This window comes from Nocardia sp. NPDC051750 (assembly GCF_044453135.1).
Classification (GTDB): domain Bacteria; phylum Actinomycetota; class Actinomycetes; order Mycobacteriales; family Mycobacteriaceae; genus Nocardia.
In genome coordinates, this window is the sequence record NZ_JBITCK010000001.1 from 431,016 (window position 1) to 451,676 (window position 20,661).

The following is a 20,661-nucleotide window of genomic DNA, read 5'->3' on the forward strand; positions in this document are numbered from 1 at the left end:
TTTACTGATGACCAGTTCTGCGCTTCCCCGGCCGCTTCCGGTGACCGTGCTGTCCGGATTCCTCGGCGCCGGTAAAACCACCCTGCTCAACCACATACTCGCCAACCGCGAAGGCCGCCGCGTCGCGGTGATCGTGAACGATATGAGCGAGGTGAACATCGACGCGGCCCTCGTCGCCGGCCAGGGCCATCTGGACCGGACGCAGGAGAAGCTGGTCGAACTCACCAACGGCTGTATCTGCTGCACACTGCGTGAAGACCTGATCGAGGCGGTAGGAAAGCTCGCCCGTGAAGGGCGATTCGACCAGCTGGTGATCGAATCCACCGGTATCTCCGAACCGATGCCGGTGGCGGCGACGTTCGAATGGGAATTCGAGGACGGCTTCTCCCTCGGCGAACTCGCCCGCCTCGACACCATGGTGACGGTCGTGGACGCCGCCACTTTCCTCACCGAGATCACCCGCGGCGAAACACTTGCCGCCCGCCATCTGGAAGCCGGCGACGGCGACGAACGCGGTATCGCCGATCTCCTCGCCGACCAGGTGGAATTCGCCGATGTCCTGCTGATCAACAAGACCGACCTGGTGAGCCCGCAGATCGTGGGTGCTGTGGAAGCGACCGTGCGGCGGATGAACCCGCGGGCCGAACTGATCCGCACCAGCAACGGCATCGTGGACCTGAGCGAGGTACTCGCTACCGGCCGCTACGATCCGGTGGCCGCGGCGAGCACCGAGGGCTGGGCCGACGAACTGGCCGGTGGTCATGTGCCGGAAACCGAGGAATACGGGATCAGCAGCCTGACCTACCGCGCCGACCGGCCGTTCCACCCGCAGCGCCTGGCCGACGCATTGGCCCAGGTGCGCCGGCTGTTGCGCAGCAAAGGTTTCTGCTGGATCGCCAGCCGCCCCGACCTCGCCGCGATCTGGTCGCAGGCGGGGCCGAACCTCACCTTCGAACCCGCCGCGTGGTGGTCGTCGCTGGAGATCCCGGCAGGTCAGGAAATCGTTTTCATCGGGGTCCGCCTCGATCGGGCTGCCTTGCGGGAGATGCTGGACGAAGCGCTGCTCACCGACACCGAATACGCGGCCGGGCCGGGTGTATGGACCACCTACCCCGACCCGTTTCCCGTATGGGACGCTGTCCATGAGCATTCCTGAACTCAATGCCACGCTCCGGCAGTGCCGCGCCCCGGACGACCGGCGCCCCATCACCGCCTCGACCGATTCCGGCTCCCCGGCGCGGTTTCCGGCACCGAGCAACCACCGGGTGTGACGGCGGTTGCACTGATCCGGCCGAGTTCAGTTGGAGAGCCCCGGCGCCCGGTGCACGTAGGTGCGGTCGGTCACCTGGTTCAGCAGGAATTCCGCGATATCGGCCCGCGCGATCTTCAGATCGAGACCGGTTTCGGTCGGGCCGAATCCGTGGCGGTAGGTGCCGGTGCGGGGTCCGTCGGTGAAAGCGCTGGGGCGCACGATGGTCCAATCCAGATCGCTAGCTCGAACGTAGGACTCCTGCTGCTGGTGGTCGGCGTAGGCGGGGCGCAGCAGCAGGCCGAACATGATGTATTTCCAGACGAAGTTCAGGTTTCCCCGGCTGTCGCCGGCGCCGAGGGTGGACTGGCAGACGAGCCGTTTCACCCCGGCCCGGTTCATCGCCTCGATGACCGTCCGGGTGCCCTCGGCCCGCACCACACCTTTGCGGCCGTTGCCGAGCACCACTACGACCGCGTCCTGGCCGGTGACGGCGCGTTCGACCGCGCCGGGGTCGAGCACATCGCCCGCCACGATGTGCAGTCGTTCGTGTGCCCGGGTGATCCGGGCGGCGTCCCGGGTGAGCGCGGTGACCTCGTACCCGCGCTCGAGCGCCTGGTCGACGACGTGCCGGCCGACCGTACCGGTGGCTCCGAAAACCGCGATTCGCATATCCGCTCCTGAGTGTCGAAAAGTGTTGGCTGGTGACTGAATCCAGTACAGCCGTCAGAAGCGAGACGGAACATGGCTCGAACACTCTTCTACATAAGCGAGCGTCTACACGTGCTTCTACGGACGCTCACATCGCGCGGAAGGCTCGCACCGTCGCCTCGTCCGCTGGGTAGAAGGCCTCGATATGCAGTTCGTCGATCGTGATATCGGTCGCCGACATCGCCGAGGTGGTGATACTGAAAAAGGAGAACTCGGTCTCGCCGATACTCAACCGGAGCGGTACCACCACATCGGCCCGCGCCACGACCCCCGTATCCCGGCACGGGTAGGCCGATACCTCTTCCAGCAGTGACCGCAACCGCGGATCCTCGGTCGACGCCAGCCGGGACCGGACCTGACTCAGCAGATGACCCCGCCACTGCCCGAGATTACGGATCCTCGGCGCCAAACCGTCCGGATGCAAGGAGACTCGGATCGCATTGACCGGCGGTTCGAGCAGCTCCGCGGCGCATCCTTCGAGCAGTACATCGGTGGCGGTATTGCGATCGACCACGTCCCAGCCGCGATCCAGTACCAGCGCCGGATGCGGGAGGTGTGCGTCGAGCAGGGTGCGGAAGGCGTCCATCACCGCGCGTAATTCGGGTGCGTCCGGGTCGCGCTGTCCGTAGCGGGGCGCGTAGCCGGCCGAGAGCAGTAGTTCATTGCGTTCCCGCAGCGGTACGTCCAGATGCGTGGCGAGCCGTTCGATCATCTCCCGGGTGGGTCGCGACCGGCCGGTCTCCACAAAACTCAGATGCCGCGTCGACACCTCCGCCTGCGTGGCCAGCTGCAGCTGGCTCAGCCGCCGCCGCTCCCGCCACGCGCGGATCAGGCCGCCTATCGAGGTTTCGGTGTCCAGTGTCGCCATATGACGGATGTTAGCCGCTGCGGTAGCCGATCCCATTACCTCTGAGGTAATCGTCAGACCGCCGGATCGTGGCAATGCTGTGAGCACACATTCACCCGACTCCGGAGGGACCAACCGATGAACGACATCGTCACCACCTACCTGCAGACCTGGAACAGCACCGACCCGCAGGCCCGCACCGCCCTGCTCACCGAGCACTGGACACCGGAAGCCACCTACACCGACCCACTCGCCGAAGCCGCGGGCCGCGACGCGATCGGCACCACCATCGGCGCCGTCCACGACCAGTTCCCGGGATTCGTCTTCACCCAGGTCGGCGAACCGGACAACCACCACCGCCAGGTCCGTTTCCAGTGGGGTCTCGGGCCGGCCGGCGCGGAACCGGTGATCATCGGATTCGACGTCCTGGTCACGGACGAGCAGGGCCGTATCGAGACCGTGCTCGGGTTCCTGGACAAGGTTCCGGGCTGAGATCCCGGGACGGCTACCGGTATCACCTGTACCGGGTCAACGGACACAGGACAACTCAGGTCAGATCGAGACGGCGCAGTCGGGCGTTGAGATAACGCTGTTCCGGCAGGCTTGCCGTGAGCGCGGCGGCACGGCGGTAATTCACCCGCGCCGCCTCCGGGTCGCCGGCCATTTCGAGCAGGTGACCACGGACCGCGTAGGTGCGATGGTGGCGGCGCATGGCAGGTTCGTCGAGCAGCGGTTCGGTCAGCCGCAGCCCGGCTTCCGGGCCCGCCACCATCGCGATCGCGACTGCCCGGTTGAGGGTGATCGCGGGGCTCGGCGCCACTCGGTCGAGCATTGCGTAGAGCACGACGATCTGCCGCCAGTCGGTGCTCTCCCAGGTGCGGGCTTCGGCGTGCACAGCGGCGATGGCCGCCTCGAGCTGATAGCGACCGATATGTCCCCGAGGCAGCACCCGTTCGAGAATGCCGATACCCTCCGCTATCGCGTCGCCGTTCCACCGGCTGCGGTCCTGCTCCGCCAGCGGGACCAGTTCCCCGCGCATATCGGTTCGCGCCCCGGCTCGGGCGTGGGTGAGCAGCATGAGAGCCAGAGCGCCGGCGACCTCGGCATGATCGGGGACGGCCCGGTGCAGAATTCGGGTCAGCCGAATCGCCTCGCCCGCCAGGCCCGGATCATGCACGGACGCACCGGTACTGACGGTGTGCCCGGTCGTGAACATCAAATGACAGGTGTCGAGCACCGCGGCCAGCCGGGCCGGCAGGTCGGCCTGCGCAGGTAACTCGAACCGGGCGCCTGCCCGGCGCAGCGTCGAACGTGCCCGGGTGAGCCGCTGCGCCATGGTGCGCTCCGGAACCAGATAGGCGGCGGCGATCCGATCGGCCGGAATACCGGCGACAGCGTGCAGAGTCAGGGCCACCTGGGACGACCGGGTGAGGCTCGGATGGCAACACAGCAGGAAAAGCCGCAGCGTATCGTCGGCAGACCCGGATTCCGGAAGGTCGGCGGCGGGCGCGAAACCGGCATCGCCCGGTTTCGCCGACGCCACCGCGTCTTCCCGGCCGGCCCGCGCACGCTCGGCGCGTACCCGGTCGATGAGCCGCCGCGAGGCCACCCGGATCAGCCAGCCCCGCGGATTGTCCGGCACCCCGTCCCGAGCCCACCGCACCGTGGCCGCCTCGGCCGCCTCCTGCGCGGCGTCCTCGCATTCGCCGAGGTCGCCGTGACGGCGCAGCAGAGCGGTGAGGATATGCGGCGCCTCCCGGCGCCACACCTCGGCCACCGCCGGGAGATCGGCGGTCATCTGTCGTCGCCTCCCGGCCACATCGTGGGCCGCAGTTCGACCGTCTCACCGGGCCCCGCGAACACCGCGGCGACCTCCTCCGCCCGCGCGTGGTCCTCCACATCGATCAGAAAGAAGCCGGCCAGGTGCTCCTTTGCCTCGGAGTACGGACCGTCCCCGGCCACCGCCCGGCCCGCCTCCCATCGGTACAACCGCGCGGCGTCGGGCGACCCCAGCGCCTCGCCGCCCAGCAACTCGCCCTTCTCCTGCATCTCGGTGAGCAAACGTTCGAAATCACCGCTGATCCGGTCGCGCTCCGCCTGCGGCAGCGCCTGGAATTCGGCCAGGTAGTCGCCGGTCGGGTGGCCCCACGGCTGCGGGTTCGAATGAATCAGGATCACGTATTTCACGACCTACTCCTCACTCGGTGGTGGATGGATCCGTCCGAACCATCCTCACCGGGAACGTCGGAACCGTGCCCGCGCCGACGACATCGATCCGGAACCGATTTGCGCGATCTACTCGCCGCCGCGGTATTTGTCGAAGAACACGGTGATCTCCTCGGCCATCAGCGCGGGCGCGGCGTGGTGCAGGTAGTGGCTGTGCACGTCGTGGGTCCGCCAGGACACCACGTTGTGATCGCGCTCGGCAAAACGCCGGATTCCGTGGAAATCGCCGGTCGAACCGGACAACGCGAGCGGGACGGTGCTCGGTTCGGTGGGCTGCTCGGCCTTGTCCTTCTCGTAGTAGTGCCGGATCGCCGAGCCGGCGGTGCCGGTGAACCAGTGGATCGCGATGTTCGTGACGACGAATTCGTCGTCGAGATCGGGTCCGAGCAGCTGACTGTTCCAGCCGAGCAGACCGGCCGGGGAGTCCGCCAGCGCATGCGCGAGAGTCTGCGGCTGCTGTGATTGCAGGACGTTGAAGCCCATCTTGTTCTTGACGAACCAGTCCAGCGTCGCCATCGCCTGCTGCTCGTCGGCGCTGAGATCGGCCATTTCGGCGGGATCACCGGATGGGAACGAATACACCTGCGCGACATGCACTCCCACCACCTGCTCGGGAGCGTATCGACCCAGTTCCGCGGAAATGGCCGAACCACCGTCGTTACCCACCGCGCCGTAGCGCCGGTAGCCGAGGCGACGCATCAACTCCGCCCAGGCGCGGGCAATCCGGGCGTCGTTCCAGCCGGCTTCCGTTGTCGGTCCGGAGAAGCCGTAGCCGGGCACCGAGGGGATGACCAGGTCGAAACCGGCCGCCGTGAGGGGCTCGACGAGATCGAGGAATTCGACGAAGGTTCCGGGCCAGCCGTGAGTCAGGATCAACGGGAACCCCTGCGCACCCGTCGACCGGACATGCAGGAAGTGGATCAGCTGACCGTCGATTTCGGTGCGGAACTGGGGATAGGCGTTCAGTTTGCGCTCCTGGGCGCGCCAGTCGAACGAACGCCAGACCTCGGCCAGATGACGCACCCGATCGATGCCCACGCCGTACTCGTCACCGGACCCGGGGATCTGATCCGTCCAGCGGGTGCGGTCCAGGCGGTTACGCAGGTCATCGAGATCGGCTGCGGGGATCTCGATGCGGAAGGGCTGGATGGCGGTCATATCGACTCCTATTGGAACGGAATGATTTGTTCTGTTCAGAGAGTATCAGAACGGATCATTCCGTTTCAAGTGTTAATCTCGGTGCATGCCCCGATCAGCCGAGCCCCCCGCGGCCAAACCCCTCCCCGGCCGCAAAGCACAGGCCGCACGCAACGACGGACTCATCCTCGACGCCGCACGAGCGGTCTTCCTCGCCGATGCGAACGCACCGATCTCGGCCGTCGCCGAACGAGCCGGAGTCGGCATCAGCGCCCTCTACCGCCGCTACCCCAGTAAGGAGGTACTGCTGCGCACTCTCTGCCACGACGGGCTCCGCCGGTACAACACCGAAGCCGATGCCGCACTGGAGGAACCCGACGGCTGGCAGGCACTGGCCCGCTTCCTGGAGCGCGTGGTCGACGCCGATGTGCACTCGCTGGCCGTCCACCTCGCCGGCACCTTCACCCCCGACGAATCGCTGCTGCCCGATGTCCGGCATTCCGAGGAAGTGAACAACGAACTCGTCCGCCGCGCACACGAATCCGGACAGCTGCGCCGAGACGTGACCCCGCAGGACCTCGGTCTCGTACTGGAGGCCTGTGCCGCGGTATCAACCCCCGACACCGAACGAACCGGACAACTACGCCGCCGGATACTCGCCCTCCTCCTCGCCGGCCTACGCGCCGACGAGGAGCTACCCGGCCCACCACCACGCGCCGGGGAATTCGCCTGGCGCTGGAAACGCGACCCGAGCCCCAGCGCGCCGCCCACGGCCGCCAATTGAGCAAGCACGGATTCGAGGTCGGACGACTCGGAACCGTGCCGGCTCCCGTCCGGATATCGGTGCCCGCGCCCGGCGATCGGTTCGGATCAGGCCCGCCCGAGAGCAAGAGTGACGTTGTGCCCGCCGAATCCGAAGGAATTCGTCAATGCGTACTCGCAGACCTGCGGTCGTGCGGAGCCGTGCACGATGTCGAGGTCGACGTCGGAGTTGGCGAGGTTGAGCGTGGGCGGGACGATCTGTTCACGGAGTGTCAGCGCGGTCAGGATCGTTTCCAGCGCACCGACCGCCCCGATGGAATGTCCCAGCGCCGATTTGGGCGCGTAGACCGAGGCTTCGGGTGTTACCGCGTGGATCGCCGCGGCCTCGGACGCGTCGCCGATCGAGGTAGAGGTGGCGTGGGCGTTCACATGCTGGATATCGGTGGGTCGCAGGCCCGCTGTGCCGATCGCCTTGCGCATGGCCCGGGCCGCGCCGGCACCGGCCGGGTCCGAGGCCACGATGTGGTACGCGTCGGAGGTGATTCCCGCCCCGAGAACCCGGGCGTGGATCCGGGCGCCGCGGGCGCGGGCGTGCCGCTCCGATTCGAGAACCACCAGGGCTCCGGCCTCACCGAAGACGAAACCGTCGCGGTCGCGGTCGAACGGGCGGGAGGCCAGTTCCGGTTCGTCATTGCGGGTGCTCATCGCGCGCATCATGGCGAAACTCGCGATCGGCACCGCGTGGATATGACCTTCCACCCCGCCCGCCACCACCACATCGGCCTCCCCGGTGGCGATCAGCCGCCAGGCTTGCGCAATCGCCTCGGTACCGGACGAACAAGCCGAGACAGGAGCGAAAACACCTGCCTTGGCCCCTATTTCGAGGCTGACCGCCGCGGCGGGACCGTTCGGCATGACCATCGGTACCGACATCGGCGACACCTTCCGATACCCGCCCGCGCGCATCGCGTCGACGGCGTCGATGAGCGCGTCACCGCCGCCGAGCCCGGTGCCGATGCAGACCGCGAGCCGCTCCCCTTCCACCTCGGGCTGCCCCGCCGCCGCCCAGACCCGCCGGCCCAGCACCAGGGCGAGTTGCTCGACGTAGGAATGCCGGCGCTGTTCGACCCGGGTGAGCTCCGCGCCGGGATGTGATTTCAGCTTGCCGCCGATCCGGACCGGCAGGTCGTACTCGGTGACGAAGTCGTCGTCGAGGGTGGTGATACCGGTGTCTCCGCGCAGCAGCCCGGCCCAGGTTTCGTCCATATCGTCGGCGAGCGAGGTGACGCCCGCGTAGGCGGTGACGACTACCTGGGGAGCCACCGGCCGAGTTTCTGAAGCGATCGGTACATTCACGGGCTCATGAATACCTGTAGCGTTCGCTACAGTCAACCCATGGCCCGCCCCCTCGACCACGCCAAACGCACCGAACTCCTCGACGCGGTGGTGCGCTATATCGCCGAACACGGCCTCGCGAATCTGTCGCTGCGCCCGCTGGCCGCCGCCCTGGGCACCAGTTCACGAATGCTGATCTACTACTTCGGCACCAAGGAAGAACTGCTGGTCCAGGCACTGGCCACGCACCGCCCGGATCTCACCGCCGTTTTCGCCGAGGTCGATAACGCCGCCGCGTTGCGCGCACGGCTGTGGGATTTCTACCAATCGAACACCACCGGTCCCGACGCCGTCAGCGTCACTGTGATGCTGCAGGTACTCGGCGCGGCCTGCGCCCCCCACGGCCCGTACGCCCGCTACGCCGGCGAAGCGACCGCCGCGTTCGTCTCCGCGCTCACCGCCGGACTCCGCGGCCTGCATTCGGTGGACGACCCGGAAGTGGTCGCAACCCTGCTGGTCTCCGGACTCCGCGGCATCCTCCAGGACCGGCTCATCACCGCCGACGTGGAGCGCACCGACCGCGCCGCCCGCCGGCTCATCGACCAGACCATCCACTGACGAACCGGGAACCTCTCCGGATCGCTGCGCCGCACCCTCGCCGATGCCGGAAGCACTACGATCCGCCGGACTGCGACCGCAGGTCGGGTGGATCGGCGACACCGGGCCCGGCCACTACCGCCCCCACGTAGGGTGACTGCGTGAATTTGTTGCCGTTGACACCCCCCGGGCAGACCCCGGTGCGGGTGCTCACCATCGCCGGAACCGATTCGGGTGGCGGGGCCGGAATCCAGGCCGATACCCGCACGATGGCACTGTGCGGAGTGCACGCCCTGGTGGCGGTGGCCGCGGTGACGGTGCAGAACTCGGTGGGGGTGAGCGGGTTCCACGAGATCCCGCCGCAGGTCGTCGCCGATCAGGTGCGGTCGGTGGCCGGCGATATCGGCATCGGCGCCGCCAAAACCGGGATGCTCGCCTCCGGCGACATCATCGAGGCGGTGGCCGGGGTGTGCCGGGAGGTCGGGATCGGGCGCGACGGCGAGATTCCGCTGGTGGTCGACCCGGTTGCCGCGTCCATGCACGGTGACCCGCTGTTACACACCGAGGCCCTGGACGCGGTGCGCTACACCCTGTTTCCGCTGGCCACGATCGTGACCCCGAATCTCGACGAAGTGCGGCTGCTCACCGGGGTGCGGGTCACCGATACCGAGTCCGCGCGGACAGCAGCGCAGGCCCTGCATGCGCTCGGCCCGCAATGGGTCGTCGTGAAGGGCGGGCATCTGCGCTCGTCCGCCGACAGCACCGACCTGCTGTTCGACGGCGAACAGTTCCTGGAATTCCGGGCACCGCGGATAGCCACCGGCAACGACCACGGCGGCGGCGACACCTTGGCCGCGGCGTTGGCGTGTGCGCTGGCCAACGGATACTCCGTCCCCGAAGCGTTCGAATTCGCCAAAGAATGGACCCGCCGCTGCCTCGACGCCGCCTACGACCTGGGCAAAGGCCACGGCCCGGTATCTCCCCTGTGGCGCCTGCACTGACCCGAACTTGTCGGTGCCTCCGCGCATACTGAGGGCGTTACGGAACACCACCACCACAACGACGTGGCGAGAACAACGGGGTTCGTGTGGTCCGTAGCACATCCGGCTGATGCATCGGCCCCCGAACAACTGAAACACATCCCAGTCGGCACCGAAGTCCGGCAAGGCCCGATCCCAGCCTGACCAAACGTGCCCAGCGGCGGCGCCGAGTCTTACGAGGCCCTTGAAGGTTTCGGCCCGGCCGTGCCGTCAGTCCTCGAAGCGCATGCGGCGAAGCCGCGAGTCTCGAGGGCTGACGGTATGGCCCAAGGGGGCCAAACCCCGCGCGCGCCAGCGCGCCGAAAACACAGCAACCTCCCAGGTTGGCTGGAGCCCGGCCCCAGCCCGCCCGCCGACTCTGGTCGATATGACCGAGACCGTGACCGTCGCCGCACCGGCGGAATTAGTCGACGGCCCATCGTCGCCTCCCGTGCTGGATGTGGTCGTCCCCGTGTACAACGAAGAAACCGACCTCGGCGTCTGTGTGCGCCGACTACACGAATACCTGGGCAGCGGATTCCCGTTCCCGGCCCGGATCACCATTGCCGATAACGCCAGCACCGACGCCACCCTGGCGGTGGCCGAACTGCTCGCCGCCGAACTCGACGATGTCCGGGTGGTGCATCTCGACGCGAAGGGCCGCGGCCGGGCCTTGCGTACGGTGTGGCAGGAATCGGACGCACAGGTCGTCGCCTATATGGATGTCGATCTGTCGACCGATCTCAATGCCCTGCTCCCGCTGGTCGCGCCGCTGGTCTCCGGACACTCCGAACTGGCGGTCGGCACCCGCCTCGGCGCCGGCTCGCGGGTGGTGCGCGGACCCAAACGCGAATTCATCTCCCGCTGCTACAACCTGCTGTTGAAAGCCTCGCTGCGGGCCCATTTCTCCGACGCCCAGTGCGGTTTCAAAGCCATGCGCACGGACGTGGCCCGCAAACTGCTGCCGCTGGTCGAGGACGGCGAATGGTTCTTCGACACCGAACTGCTGGTGATCGCCGAACGCGCCGGTCTGCGCATTCACGAAGTACCCGTGGACTGGATCGACGATCCCGACAGCCGGGTCGATATCGTCGATACCGCCCGCAAGGATCTGCTGGGAATCTGGCGGCTCGGCCGGGCCTTGGGCACCGGCTCGCTGCCGCTGCCCGAACTGCGCCGGGCCGTCGGGCGGGAACCGCTCGTGCCCGGTGTACCGCTCGGCATGGTGGGGCAGTTGATCCGCTTCGCTCTCGTCGGCGTCGGTTCCACTCTCGCGTATGCGCTGCTCTACCTGCTGATCCAGCCGATGACCGGCGCGCAGATCGCGAACTTCACGGCCCTGCTGATCACCGCGGTCGCGAACACTGCCGCCAATCGCACGTTCACCTTCGGGGTGCGCGGTCAGGCCGGGATGGCGTCGCATCAGTTCCAAGGTCTGCTGATATTCGGGTTCGGCCTGCTGGTCACCAGCGGTTCCCTGTTCGTTCTGCATCATTGGGCGCCCGGGGCTCCGGTTCAGCTGGAGCTGTTCGTGCTGGTTGTGGCGAACCTGATCGCGACCATCATGCGATTCATCGGACTGCGCTGGGTGTTCCGCGAAACCGTGCGCCCCGCACTGCTCACCGAAGCGGGTGCGGCGATACCTCCGCCTTCGCTGCGGCCTCCGCCGGCCGCATCAACCCGCTCCGACGAGGTCAGGTGATGCGATACCTCCGCCTCCGCCGACCGCGTCACACCGCTGCGAAGGATGTTCTGTGACGATCACTGCACCGGCGCGCCCTAGTACCGGAGCCGCCGGCACAACTGTGGGTCGCGGGCCCGGCCGAATTGCCCGCTGGGAGAGCCCCGCGCTGGCGGTGCTGCTGCTCGCCACCGGGCTCTCCTATCTGTACAACCTGAGCGCCAACGGCTGGGCGAACTCTTTCTACTCGGCCGCCATCCAAGCCGGATCGGTGTCGTGGAAGGCCTTCTTCTTCGGTTCCTCCGATGCCGCGAACTCCATCACCGTGGACAAACCACCGGCCTCGCTGTGGGTTATGGAACTGTCGGTCCGCCTGTTCGGATTGAACAGCTGGAGCATGCTCGTCCCGCAGGTGCTGCTGGGTCTGGCGACCGTGGCGCTGCTCTGGGCGGCCGTCCGGCGTTCGTTCGGACCCGCGGCCGGGTTGATCGCCGGCCTGGTGGTCGCGGTGATTCCGGTGTTCGCACTCATGTTCCGGTTCAACAACCCCGACGCACTGCTGGTGTTCCTGATGGTCGCCGCGGTGTGGGCGATAACGCGCGCCGTCGACGACGGCCGCTGGCGCTGGCTGGTGCTCACCGGAACCTGCATCGGTTTCGGCTTCCTCGCCAAACAGCTGCAGGTGATGCTGGTGGTACCGGTACTCGCACTGGTGTACCTGTTCGCCGGACCGCCGAAACTGGGTAAACGGATCGCGCAGTTGTTCGCCGCGGGCGCGGCCATGGTGGTCGCGGCCGGCTGGTGGTTACTGGCCGTGGAACTGTGGCCGGCCGATTCCCGGCCGTATATCGGTGGATCGCAGAACAATTCGATTATCGAACTGACCCTCGGCTACAACGGCCTCGGCCGGTTGAACGGCAACGAGACCGGCAGCGTCGGTCCGGGTGGCGAACTGCCGCCCGGCGGTAACGGAATGTGGGGGCAGACCGGGATCACCCGCATGTTCGATCAGATGCAGGGCGGGCAGATCGCCTGGCTGATACCCGCGGCGCTGATCGCGACGGTCGCGGGACTGCTGTTGCGGGGCCGGGCCGCGCGCACCGACGCCGCCCGCGCCCAGGTGCTGCTGTGGGGTGGCTGGCTGCTGGTCACCGGGCTGGTGTTCAGCTATATGGCCGGAATCTTCCACCAGTACTACACGGTGGCGCTGGCGCCCGCGATCGCGGCGCTGGTGGGTATCGGCGCGGTGTTGTTCTGGCGCAACCGGTCCCGCTGGTGGGTGCGGGTCCTGGCGGCCCTTGCCCTGGTACTGACCACGGCCACCGCCTGGATGCTGTTGTCCCGCAGTGCGGATTTCCTCCCGTGGCTGCGCTGGACGATCCTCGTGGGCGGAATCATCGCGACCCTAGCGATCCTGGTGCCGCTGCCCCGCCGCGCCGCGGTGGCCGCGGCGGTGCTCGCCGCGGTGGTGGGGCTGGGCGGTCCGGTCGCGTATACGGTCGACACACTGAATTCGGCACATGCCGGGTCGATTCCGACCGCCGGGCCGAACACCGGAATGTTCGGCGGTATGCGCCCGCCGGGTATGCGCGGCGATGACGGCGGCCCCGGAATGCCGGGTGGGATGACCGGCGGGCCGGGCGGAACCACCGGCGGGCCCGGGGGGATGCCCGGGATGCCGGGAGGAACCGGCGACGGTGGAAACGGCGCGCCCGCGGGGCCGGGCAGCACCGGCGCAATGCCCGGAATGCCGCCCGGCGGGACGACTCAGGGTGCCGACGGCCGCGCCGACGGCGGTATGGGCCGGCCCGGTGGAAGGGGTGGCGGACCCGGCGGTGGCGTGATGAGCGCGAGCAAGCCGGGCGACGCCCTGGTTGCGTTGCTGAAGGACGACGCCGGCGCCTACTCCTGGGCGGCCGCCACCGTCTCCTCGAACAGCGCGGCCGGATACCAGCTGGCGACCGAAGCGCCGATCATGCCCATCGGCGGGTTCAACGGCAGTGACCCTTCGCCCACGCTGGAACAGTTCCGGCAGTATGTCGATTCCGGGCAGATCCACTACTTCCTGGGCGGCAGTAGCGGCGGTCCCGGCGGCCGGGAGGGCACGAGCGCGGAGATCACGCAGTGGGTGCAGGAGCATTTCACCGCGACCGAAGTGGACGGCGTCACCGTCTACGACCTGACCGCGCCGAAGTAGAAATAACAGCACCACACCGGGGCTCGGACACCCTCCAGGTCCGAGCCCCGGTCGGCTCTCCCCCGGTTCCGTAGCCTCGGACCAGCCCAGACCTCGGACGTTCCATCCCACCCCGCGCCACGGTCCACAGTTCCCCCACTCCGGATAGTCAGCATCCTCCGGTCGGGGCCTGCCCCTGGTCTGGAGCGGGAGAGCGAAGCGGAGGGTTGATAGGGCCCCGACCCCGCGACGCCGGAGGCGACGCCGAAGATACAGCTCAGGCGGCGAATACTTCGGTGAGATCGCCGTAGAGGCGCTGTTCGGTGAACTTGTTGTCCGCGTCCACCGTGGCGTAGACGGCGCCCGGGATATCCACCTCTTTGCCGTTCTTCAGCCAGTAGTGGATGCGGATCTCGAAGACGACCTCGGTGATGCCGTTCACCGCCGGATGCGGTTCGATCCAGTGCACCACCTTGTGCTCGATCTTCGTGGTCTGGTCGAGGACATACTGGATCGAGGCGGTCGCCGCGTCCCGCCCGGTCACCGGTTCGGCGTTGGCGAAGGTCAGCTTCACATCCTCGGTCATCAACGCGGCAGCGTCGGCGAGCTGCCCGGAGTCGATCAGCTCGTAGTAGTTCTCCACCAGATTCCGGACCGCCGCCATCAACCACTCCTTGCCGAGTTTCCCAGGTAGGGAACGCTTTTCCGTAATGCGTGCCCAGGGTAGTACACCTGCACGCGCCACGCTCCCCAGATGCGGAACTCGACAGGCGACACACAGCACCGGTTGCCCCGGCCCCGTATACACAGCAGGGCGGCGGCCCGCTATCTCGGGTTCGCGGGCCGCCGTCCCACCGATACCGACGAAACGGGCGGGCCGAATTCATCGGCCGGCCGGCAGTTTCTCCGGCTACCGCAGGAATTCACCGCAGCGTCGTCCCACGGCCGAACAGCGCTGCCAGAGTTGGGCGGTATGAGTGTCCTGCGTCGGGCCGCGTCCGGTTTCGGTGTCGCGTTGAGTCTCGTCCTGCTGGCCGGTTGTTCCGGGGGCGGTGAGCCCGCTCCCGGGCCGCCCGGTACCGTCCCGCTGGTCTCCACCGATGATCTTCCGGCGGCCGAAACGGGCGAGGTGCATCTGTTCGGTTTCAACGATCTGCACGGCCATCTGGAACCACCCGAGGCGAGCAACGGCCTGATCGGCGAGTACACCGCGGGCGGGGCCGCCTACCTCGCGACCCACCTGGACCGGCTACGCGCAGCGTATCCGGACAGCGCGGTGCTCTCGGCCGGTGACAATATCGGCGCGAGCCCGCTGGTGTCGTCACTGTTCCACGACGAGCCGACGATCACGTTCCTCAACCGGATCGGAACTGCGGCATCGGCGGTCGGCAATCACGAACTCGACCACGGCGTGCTGGACCTGGCCCGGCTGAGCAGGGGCGGATGCGCCGTGGACGGCTGCTCGCCCGGCACCCCGTTCACCGGCGCGGCCTTCGATTTCCTCGCCGCCAACCTCACCGACGCGCGCGGTGAACTGCCGCCGGAGGTCCGGGCGTGGACCATGGTCGAGGCCGGGGGCCACAAGATCGGGGTGGTGGGCACGGTGACACCGGATACGGTGAATCTGGTTTTCCCGGAGGGAATCCGCGGCTACACCTTCGGCGACCAGGCGGAAGCCGTCAACAAGTACGTCCCCGAGATGAAGCGGGCGGGTGCCGAAACCGTTGTCGCGCTGGTACACGACGGCGGCGCCCAGGGCACCCCGGCCAAAACCACCGACTACAACGGATGCGCCGAGATCAGCCCCGATGTGCCCGAGCTGGCCGCCCGTACCGACCCGGCGGTGCAGGTCATTCTGACTGCGCACAGCCACCAGCCCTACGTCTGCGAATTCGACGGAAAGGTGGTCACCCAGGGCTCGTCCTACGGCCGCCTCATCACCGATATCACCCTGCGCTTCGGCGACGGCCGGGTCACCGCGGACGCGGTGAACCGGGTGGTCACCCGCGATGTCGAACCCGACTCCGGAGTCACCGGGCTGATCGACTTCTTCGCCGGCCGGGCCGCCCCGCGCGCCGGCCGGGTGGTCGGCACCGCCACCGGCCCGCTGGCCAAGGCGAGCGCGACCGGCGAATCCCCACTGGGCGCGGTGATCGCCGACGCCATGCTCGATGTCACCGACGAATCGGCGCAGGCAGTGGCGGCGTTCATGAACCCCGGCGGGGTTCGATCCGATATCGACCCCGGCCCGATCACCTACGGAAGCATCTACGAGACCCAGCCGTTCGGCAACCAGGTCGTCACACTCACCCTGACCGGCCGCCAGATCCTCGACCTGCTGGAACAGCAGTGGGACAACGAGAGCAAACCCGCGGTGCTCTCGGTAGCCGGTATCACCTATGCCTACGACGACACCGCCCCGCCGGGCGAGAAGGTGATCGCCGATTCGGTCCGGCTCGGCGGACAACCGCTGAACGAGGTCGCTGTCTACCGGGTGAGCACCAACAATTTCCTCGCGTCCGGCGGCGACGGTTTCACCACCTTCACCCGGGGCACCGACACCACGGTCGGCCCCACCGACCTCGACGCCCTGGAAACCTACCTCCGCGATCGCGGCCCGGTCGCACCTCCCGAAGAGCGCATCGAACGCCGCTGACCGGTCCGGCCGGTGAGCGGCAGCGGCGGCGGCCCGCCGGCCTGCGGTTCTGGGCGCGCAGAGGTCAGCTGTACATCTTCGCGAGAAGTGAGCCGGGTTCCGGGATCAGCACTTCGTTGCGGCGGGTGATTTCGGGGGCGCCGTCGCCCACGACGACCGAGCAGTCGGGTGGAAGGGCGAGGTAGCCGACTATCACCGGTTTCGCCAGGGCGAGTTCGTAGAGGGTCGCGCTGCGCAGTGCGGTGCCGGTGTGCTCGTGGACCGCACCGCGGCAACCGATGAACCAGCCGGATTCGCCTTCTTCGTGTGGGTAGCGATGCATCAGGACGGCGGGGAGGCCGGCGTCGAACGCCGCGCAGGTGACAGCCGGCTGGAGATTGTTCGGGAAGTCCAGTTCGGGTTCCAGCCCGACGCTCCTCGCGATTTCGCGCTGGAACCACAACTGCTCCAGGGCGTTGGAAGCCCCCGCGACGAGAGTCGGCGGGAAATGCACGAAATCGGGCTCGCACAGGCCGAGGGTGCCGTCTCCGCGATCCATCACGTAGCAATCGAGCCAGCCGATACCGACGGTCTCGCCGACCGGGAAACGACTACCCTCCCGGATCGATTCCTCCAAGCCCGTGACGAGCCAATCGATACCGCGTTCGGTGAGGGCATCGGGTTCGTATTCGAGGGTGAACTCGGCCTGACCGGCGAGTCCCGCTGCTGTCCTACGCTGCTGCACTGTTCTCCGATCCTCGCGGGATACGGGTCCGGGCGGCTTCGGAAACGACGGTGGGACCGAAAGCCGGTGTGTCCATGAGCATCATGCCGCAATATCCACGGCACCGCGCCGCGACGATGATCGCCGGACCCGGCGATATTCACGGGGCGATCGAGGCGCGCAGCACATTCCGCGGGGTGGGCGCGAGGACCGTGCCGATCGCCGTCAATTCGACCGGGGCGGCGACCAGCTCGTTCCACGGCAGGGTCCGATGAGTCCTGGTCAGGAACTCGACCGCGCGCACGAGGTGGCGGGGCTCGTAATTGTGCACCCCCGTGATGGTGAGCCATCCCCGCACCACGGCTTCGGGGTCGAGTGCGACGGTGGGGCCCGGGGTCACCGAGCCGGCCAGCACGAGCGTTCCACCGAGATCGATCCGGGACAGAGCGGCAGCCACGGCCGTGGACGAGCCGGAGAAATCCAGGGCGATATCCACCGGGCCCCCGGTGTCCGGGCCGGCGCCGAATCGGGACGCCAGCTCGCGGCGCTGCGGGTGTGGATCGCTGATCTCCACCCGCGCACCCCGTTCGGTGGAGGCGCCGACGGCGGTGACCCCGAGCATTCCGGCGCCACAGATCAGGACCCGGCGCCCGGCCATATCGCCGGCGGCTTCCAGCACGGCCATGACGGTCGCGGTCGCGCAGCCGGCGGGTGCGGCGACAGCGTCGGGTACGGAATCGGGCACCGGGACAGTCGTCACTCCGGCGGGTAGCAGGATGTGCTCGGCGTAGCCGCCGGACAGCGGCCAGTCGCCGGTGAACGCCTCGTGCCCGACTTTGCGGACCTGCTCGCATTTGGCGGTGAATCCCCGCCGGCACCGAGCGCACCGGCCGCAGGCGGCGGTCACCGACCAGACGATCCGGTCGCCGATCTCCTGTTCGGCGCCGGGTCCGGCGGCCACCACGTGCCCGACGGCCTCATGGCCGAGAATCGACGGTGACGGTGCCGGGCGGCGACCGGAGACGGTGTGCAGGTCACTGCCGCATACCGTGGCGAGCCGCACCCGCACCACGAGTTCGCCCGGCCCGGGGTCCGGCAACGCGACCTCGCGCACCTGTACGCCGTCCGCGGACCAGATCGCGGCGCGGGTCAGACGACGAGTGAGCGTATCCATCCGGACAGCCTTTCGATGGTGTAGACGATGACGAAGACGATGATCACGATCGCGCCCGCGATATCGAAGTTCAACGTACGGATGGATTCGAACAGCAGATATCCGATACCGCCCGCGCCGACGATCCCCAGCACCGTCGATGTGCGGATATTGACGTCGAGCAGGTAGAGGCTCGAGCCGATCATCGACGGCACGGCCTGCGGGACCACCGCGGCGAACAGGGTTTTCCACCAGCCGCCGCCGACCGCCCGGACGGCCTCCAGCGGCCCGGGATCGATCTCCTCGACCGCGTCCGCGACGAGTTTGCCCAGGAACCCGATCGAGCCGATGGCCAGGGCGCACGTTCCGGCGATGGGCCCGAGTCCGAGCGCGGCCACGAAGACGACCGCGATGATCAGTTCCGGGACCGCGCGCACCACCAGAATCCAGGCGCGGGCCAGCCAGTACAGCACCGGGTGCGGAGAGACGTTGGCTGCGCCGAGGATTCCGAGCGGTATCGAGAGCACCACGCCGATCGCGGTTGCCACCAGACCGATCGCGATGGTCTGCACGGCGGCGTCGAACAGTTCGGTGCCCAGCGCGTCGAAGTTCGGCGGGATCATCCGGCCGAATACCTCGAACGAGGGCCACGGCCAGGTCAGCAGCGACAACGGGGCGATCTCGAGCAGCACCAGCGAAGCCAGGCAGGTGACGGCCAGGAGCGTGCCGAAGACGAAGCGGGTCAGCCGGTCCCGGCGCGGACCGGCCTGCGACGGGGTGAGCAGGGTACGCCGGATGACGATGGTGAGTACTTCCATGGCCGCGATGATCACCAGGATCACGGCGACGATTCCGAGTGCCCGTGGGTAGATGAGCCCGCGCAGCGCATCCTGCAGCGCGAAGCCGATACCGCCGGCGCCGACGAAACCGAGCACCACCGACATCCGCAGGTTGATATCGATGCGATAGACGAAGGTACTGATCCAGGACGGAACAGCCTGCGGAACGACGGCATTGAGCATTTCCCGGAGGTATCCGGCGCCGGTCGCGCGCACCGCTTCCCGTGGGCCCGCGTCGGTTTGCTCGATGGCGTCGGCGAAGAGTTTGCCGAGCATCCCGATCGAATGCAGGGCCAGCGCCAGAATGCCGGGCAGCACCCCGATGCCGAGCGCCCGGACGAACAGCGCGGCGAACAGCAGATCCGGCATGGCCCGGCAGAACGTGATGACGGCCCGTGCCGCACCGTAGACCACGGGATGGGGTGTGGTGTTGCGGGCGGCGAGGAACGCCAGCGGCACCGAGACCAGCGCCGCCAGTACGGTGCCGAGTACCGCCATCAGCAGGGTTTCGACAGCGAGGACGGAGATGCGGCCCGGGTCGTCCAGCCGCGGTGGCAGCATCCGCTCCAGGAGTGCGGCGATCTCGTCGAGACCGTCGATCAGGGTGGCCGGGGCGAAGTCGATATACCAGGCGGCGGCGAGGGTCGCCAGGACCGCGGCGCCGGCGAAGCTCCGCAGCATCACAGCGCGAAACGAGTTCGGCACCGGCGGTTTCGCCGCCGGCCGGTGCGGCGCAAGTAAGGTGCTCATCGCGACTCTGCCGTGGTCGAGCCGGCGGCCGCCGGTTCGACGCGCTGGTAGATCTCCATGACCTCGTCCCGGGAAAGGCCCACCGCGGGCCGATCCAGCACCTTCGCCCCGCCGCGCAAGCCGATCAGCCGGTGCGCCCAGCCCATCGCCAGATCCACCTGGTGCAGGGTGCACAGCACCGTCAGTTTCTCTTCGATACAGACCCGGAACAGCAGGTCCATCACCACCCCCGCGTTCTCGGGATCGAGGGAGGCGACAGGTTCGTCGGCAAGCAGGACCTTGGGCTGCTGCATGAGGGTCCGGGCGATCGCGACCCGCTGCTGCTGCCCACCGGACAGCGTGTCGGCGCGGCGTTCGGCGAGATCGGCCAGCCCGACCCGGTCGAGATGCTGCAGCGCCTCGGCCCGCATCCGTTTCGGGTAGGTGAGCGCGCCGTAGCGCGGCAGCGTGATCCGGCCGAGGCCGCCGATGAGCACATTCTCCAGACAGCTGAGGCGACCGACCAGGTTGAACTGCTGGAAGACGAATCCCACATCGCGCCGCAGCGCGCGCAGCCGGGCCCCGGACGCGAGGTCGACGCGGGTTCCGCCGACCTCGATCCGGCCCGAGCTCACCGGATGCAGTCCGTTGAGGCAGCGCAACAGGGTTGATTTGCCGGAGCCGGAAAGCCCGAGCAGGACGACCATTTCACTGCGGTGCACCTCGAACGACACCTCGTCGAGCGCGGTGGTTTCGCCGAACTTCTTGGTGACCGACTGTGCGGAGATGACGGTGTCATCTCCCGCCACAGTCGGGCGGTGCGGCGCGGGTGGCATCGGTA

At 68.0% G+C, this 20,661-nt stretch carries 19 protein-coding genes; 8 read left to right on the forward strand and 11 right to left on the reverse strand.

Annotation, left to right across the window (positions count from 1 at the left end; translation table 11 throughout):
* Positions 1-7 precede the first annotated feature (7 nt).
* Positions 8-1,156: a GTP-binding protein gene (locus ACIA75_RS01820; protein WP_397098837.1), complete on the forward strand. Its 1,149-nt coding sequence runs from the start codon at positions 8-10 to the stop codon at positions 1,154-1,156.
* Between the two features lie 141 nt (positions 1,157-1,297).
* On the opposite strand, the gene ACIA75_RS01825 is transcribed toward ACIA75_RS01820, so the two are convergent.
* Positions 1,298-1,921, reverse strand: a complete 624-nt coding sequence (locus ACIA75_RS01825) for an NAD(P)-dependent oxidoreductase (RefSeq protein ID WP_397098839.1) — start codon at positions 1,919-1,921, stop codon at positions 1,298-1,300.
* Positions 1,922-2,048: 127 nt separating this feature from the next.
* Positions 2,049-2,828 (reverse strand): helix-turn-helix domain-containing protein, encoded by a 780-nt coding sequence (locus ACIA75_RS01830; RefSeq protein WP_397098841.1) that lies wholly within the window; start codon positions 2,826-2,828, stop codon positions 2,049-2,051.
* A 117-nt stretch (positions 2,829-2,945) separates the two neighbouring features.
* Between ACIA75_RS01830 and ACIA75_RS01835 the strand changes: the two genes are divergently transcribed.
* Complete coding sequence (locus tag ACIA75_RS01835; protein WP_397098843.1) at positions 2,946-3,299, forward strand: nuclear transport factor 2 family protein; 354 nt, start codon at positions 2,946-2,948, stop codon at positions 3,297-3,299.
* A 55-nt stretch (positions 3,300-3,354) separates the two neighbouring features.
* On the opposite strand, the gene ACIA75_RS01840 is transcribed toward ACIA75_RS01835, so the two are convergent.
* From ACIA75_RS01840 to ACIA75_RS01850, 3 genes are all read right to left on the reverse strand, one after another.
* Positions 3,355-4,605 (reverse strand): RNA polymerase sigma factor, encoded by a 1,251-nt coding sequence (locus ACIA75_RS01840; RefSeq protein ID WP_397098845.1) that lies wholly within the window; start codon positions 4,603-4,605, stop codon positions 3,355-3,357.
* Positions 4,602-4,994, reverse strand: a complete 393-nt coding sequence (locus ACIA75_RS01845) for a YciI family protein (protein WP_397098847.1) — start codon at positions 4,992-4,994, stop codon at positions 4,602-4,604. The genes ACIA75_RS01840 and ACIA75_RS01845 overlap by 4 nt, the downstream gene beginning before the upstream one ends.
* A gap of 108 nt (positions 4,995-5,102) precedes the next feature.
* Positions 5,103-6,191, reverse strand: coding sequence for an epoxide hydrolase family protein (locus tag ACIA75_RS01850; protein WP_397098849.1), 1,089 nt, complete (start codon positions 6,189-6,191; stop codon positions 5,103-5,105).
* A gap of 85 nt (positions 6,192-6,276) precedes the next feature.
* Here ACIA75_RS01850 and ACIA75_RS01855 point away from each other — a divergent pair, with 85 nt between their 5' ends.
* Positions 6,277-6,954 (forward strand): TetR/AcrR family transcriptional regulator, encoded by a 678-nt coding sequence (locus ACIA75_RS01855; RefSeq protein WP_397098851.1) that lies wholly within the window; start codon positions 6,277-6,279, stop codon positions 6,952-6,954.
* 86 nt (positions 6,955-7,040) lie between these two features.
* On the opposite strand, the gene ACIA75_RS01860 is transcribed toward ACIA75_RS01855, so the two are convergent.
* Positions 7,041-8,288, reverse strand: a complete 1,248-nt coding sequence (locus tag ACIA75_RS01860) for a KasA/KasB family beta-ketoacyl-ACP synthase (protein WP_397098853.1) — start codon at positions 8,286-8,288, stop codon at positions 7,041-7,043.
* A 39-nt stretch (positions 8,289-8,327) separates the two neighbouring features.
* Between ACIA75_RS01860 and ACIA75_RS01865 the strand changes: the two genes are divergently transcribed.
* The 4 genes from ACIA75_RS01865 (at position 8,328) to ACIA75_RS01880 (ending at position 13,761) form a co-directional block, all read left to right on the forward strand.
* Complete coding sequence (locus tag ACIA75_RS01865) at positions 8,328-8,885, forward strand: TetR/AcrR family transcriptional regulator (protein ID WP_397098855.1); 558 nt, start codon at positions 8,328-8,330, stop codon at positions 8,883-8,885.
* Positions 8,886-9,025: 140 nt separating this feature from the next.
* A complete protein-coding gene (thiD, locus tag ACIA75_RS01870) occupies positions 9,026-9,865 on the forward strand; it encodes a bifunctional hydroxymethylpyrimidine kinase/phosphomethylpyrimidine kinase (RefSeq protein ID WP_397098857.1) in 840 nt (279 codons plus the stop codon).
* A 406-nt stretch (positions 9,866-10,271) separates the two neighbouring features.
* A complete protein-coding gene (locus ACIA75_RS01875; RefSeq protein WP_397098859.1) occupies positions 10,272-11,585 on the forward strand; it encodes a glycosyltransferase in 1,314 nt (437 codons plus the stop codon).
* 103 nt (positions 11,586-11,688) lie between these two features.
* On the forward strand, positions 11,689-13,761 hold the full coding sequence (locus tag ACIA75_RS01880) for a glycosyltransferase family 39 protein (RefSeq protein WP_397100839.1): 2,073 nt from the start codon (positions 11,689-11,691) through the stop codon (positions 13,759-13,761).
* 256 nt (positions 13,762-14,017) lie between these two features.
* Here ACIA75_RS01880 and ACIA75_RS01885 read toward each other — a convergent pair whose 3' ends face one another.
* Positions 14,018-14,404, reverse strand: a complete 387-nt coding sequence (locus ACIA75_RS01885; RefSeq protein ID WP_397098861.1) for a nuclear transport factor 2 family protein — start codon at positions 14,402-14,404, stop codon at positions 14,018-14,020.
* Positions 14,405-14,713: 309 nt separating this feature from the next.
* On the opposite strand from ACIA75_RS01885, the gene ACIA75_RS01890 reads away from it, so the two are divergent.
* Positions 14,714-16,396, forward strand: a complete 1,683-nt coding sequence (locus ACIA75_RS01890) for a bifunctional metallophosphatase/5'-nucleotidase (RefSeq protein WP_397098863.1) — start codon at positions 14,714-14,716, stop codon at positions 16,394-16,396.
* Between the two features lie 64 nt (positions 16,397-16,460).
* Here the strand turns inward: ACIA75_RS01890 and ACIA75_RS01895 are convergent, their stop codons facing one another.
* The 4 genes from ACIA75_RS01895 to phnC form a co-directional block, all read right to left on the reverse strand.
* A complete protein-coding gene (locus tag ACIA75_RS01895) occupies positions 16,461-17,120 on the reverse strand; it encodes a hypothetical protein (RefSeq protein WP_397098865.1) in 660 nt (219 codons plus the stop codon).
* Between the two features lie 139 nt (positions 17,121-17,259).
* Positions 17,260-18,273 carry a zinc-binding dehydrogenase gene (locus ACIA75_RS01900; RefSeq protein ID WP_397098867.1) on the reverse strand — a complete coding sequence of 338 codons (1,014 nt, stop codon included), beginning with the start codon at positions 18,271-18,273 and terminating at the stop codon, positions 17,260-17,262.
* Positions 18,249-19,841 (reverse strand): phosphonate ABC transporter, permease protein PhnE, encoded by a 1,593-nt coding sequence (phnE, locus tag ACIA75_RS01905; RefSeq protein ID WP_397098869.1) that lies wholly within the window; start codon positions 19,839-19,841, stop codon positions 18,249-18,251. Before phnE ends, ACIA75_RS01900 begins: the two co-directional genes overlap by 25 nt.
* A complete protein-coding gene (gene phnC / locus ACIA75_RS01910) occupies positions 19,838-20,656 on the reverse strand; it encodes a phosphonate ABC transporter ATP-binding protein (protein WP_397098871.1) in 819 nt (272 codons plus the stop codon). Before phnC ends, phnE begins: the two co-directional genes overlap by 4 nt.
* Positions 20,657-20,661 lie beyond the last annotated feature (5 nt).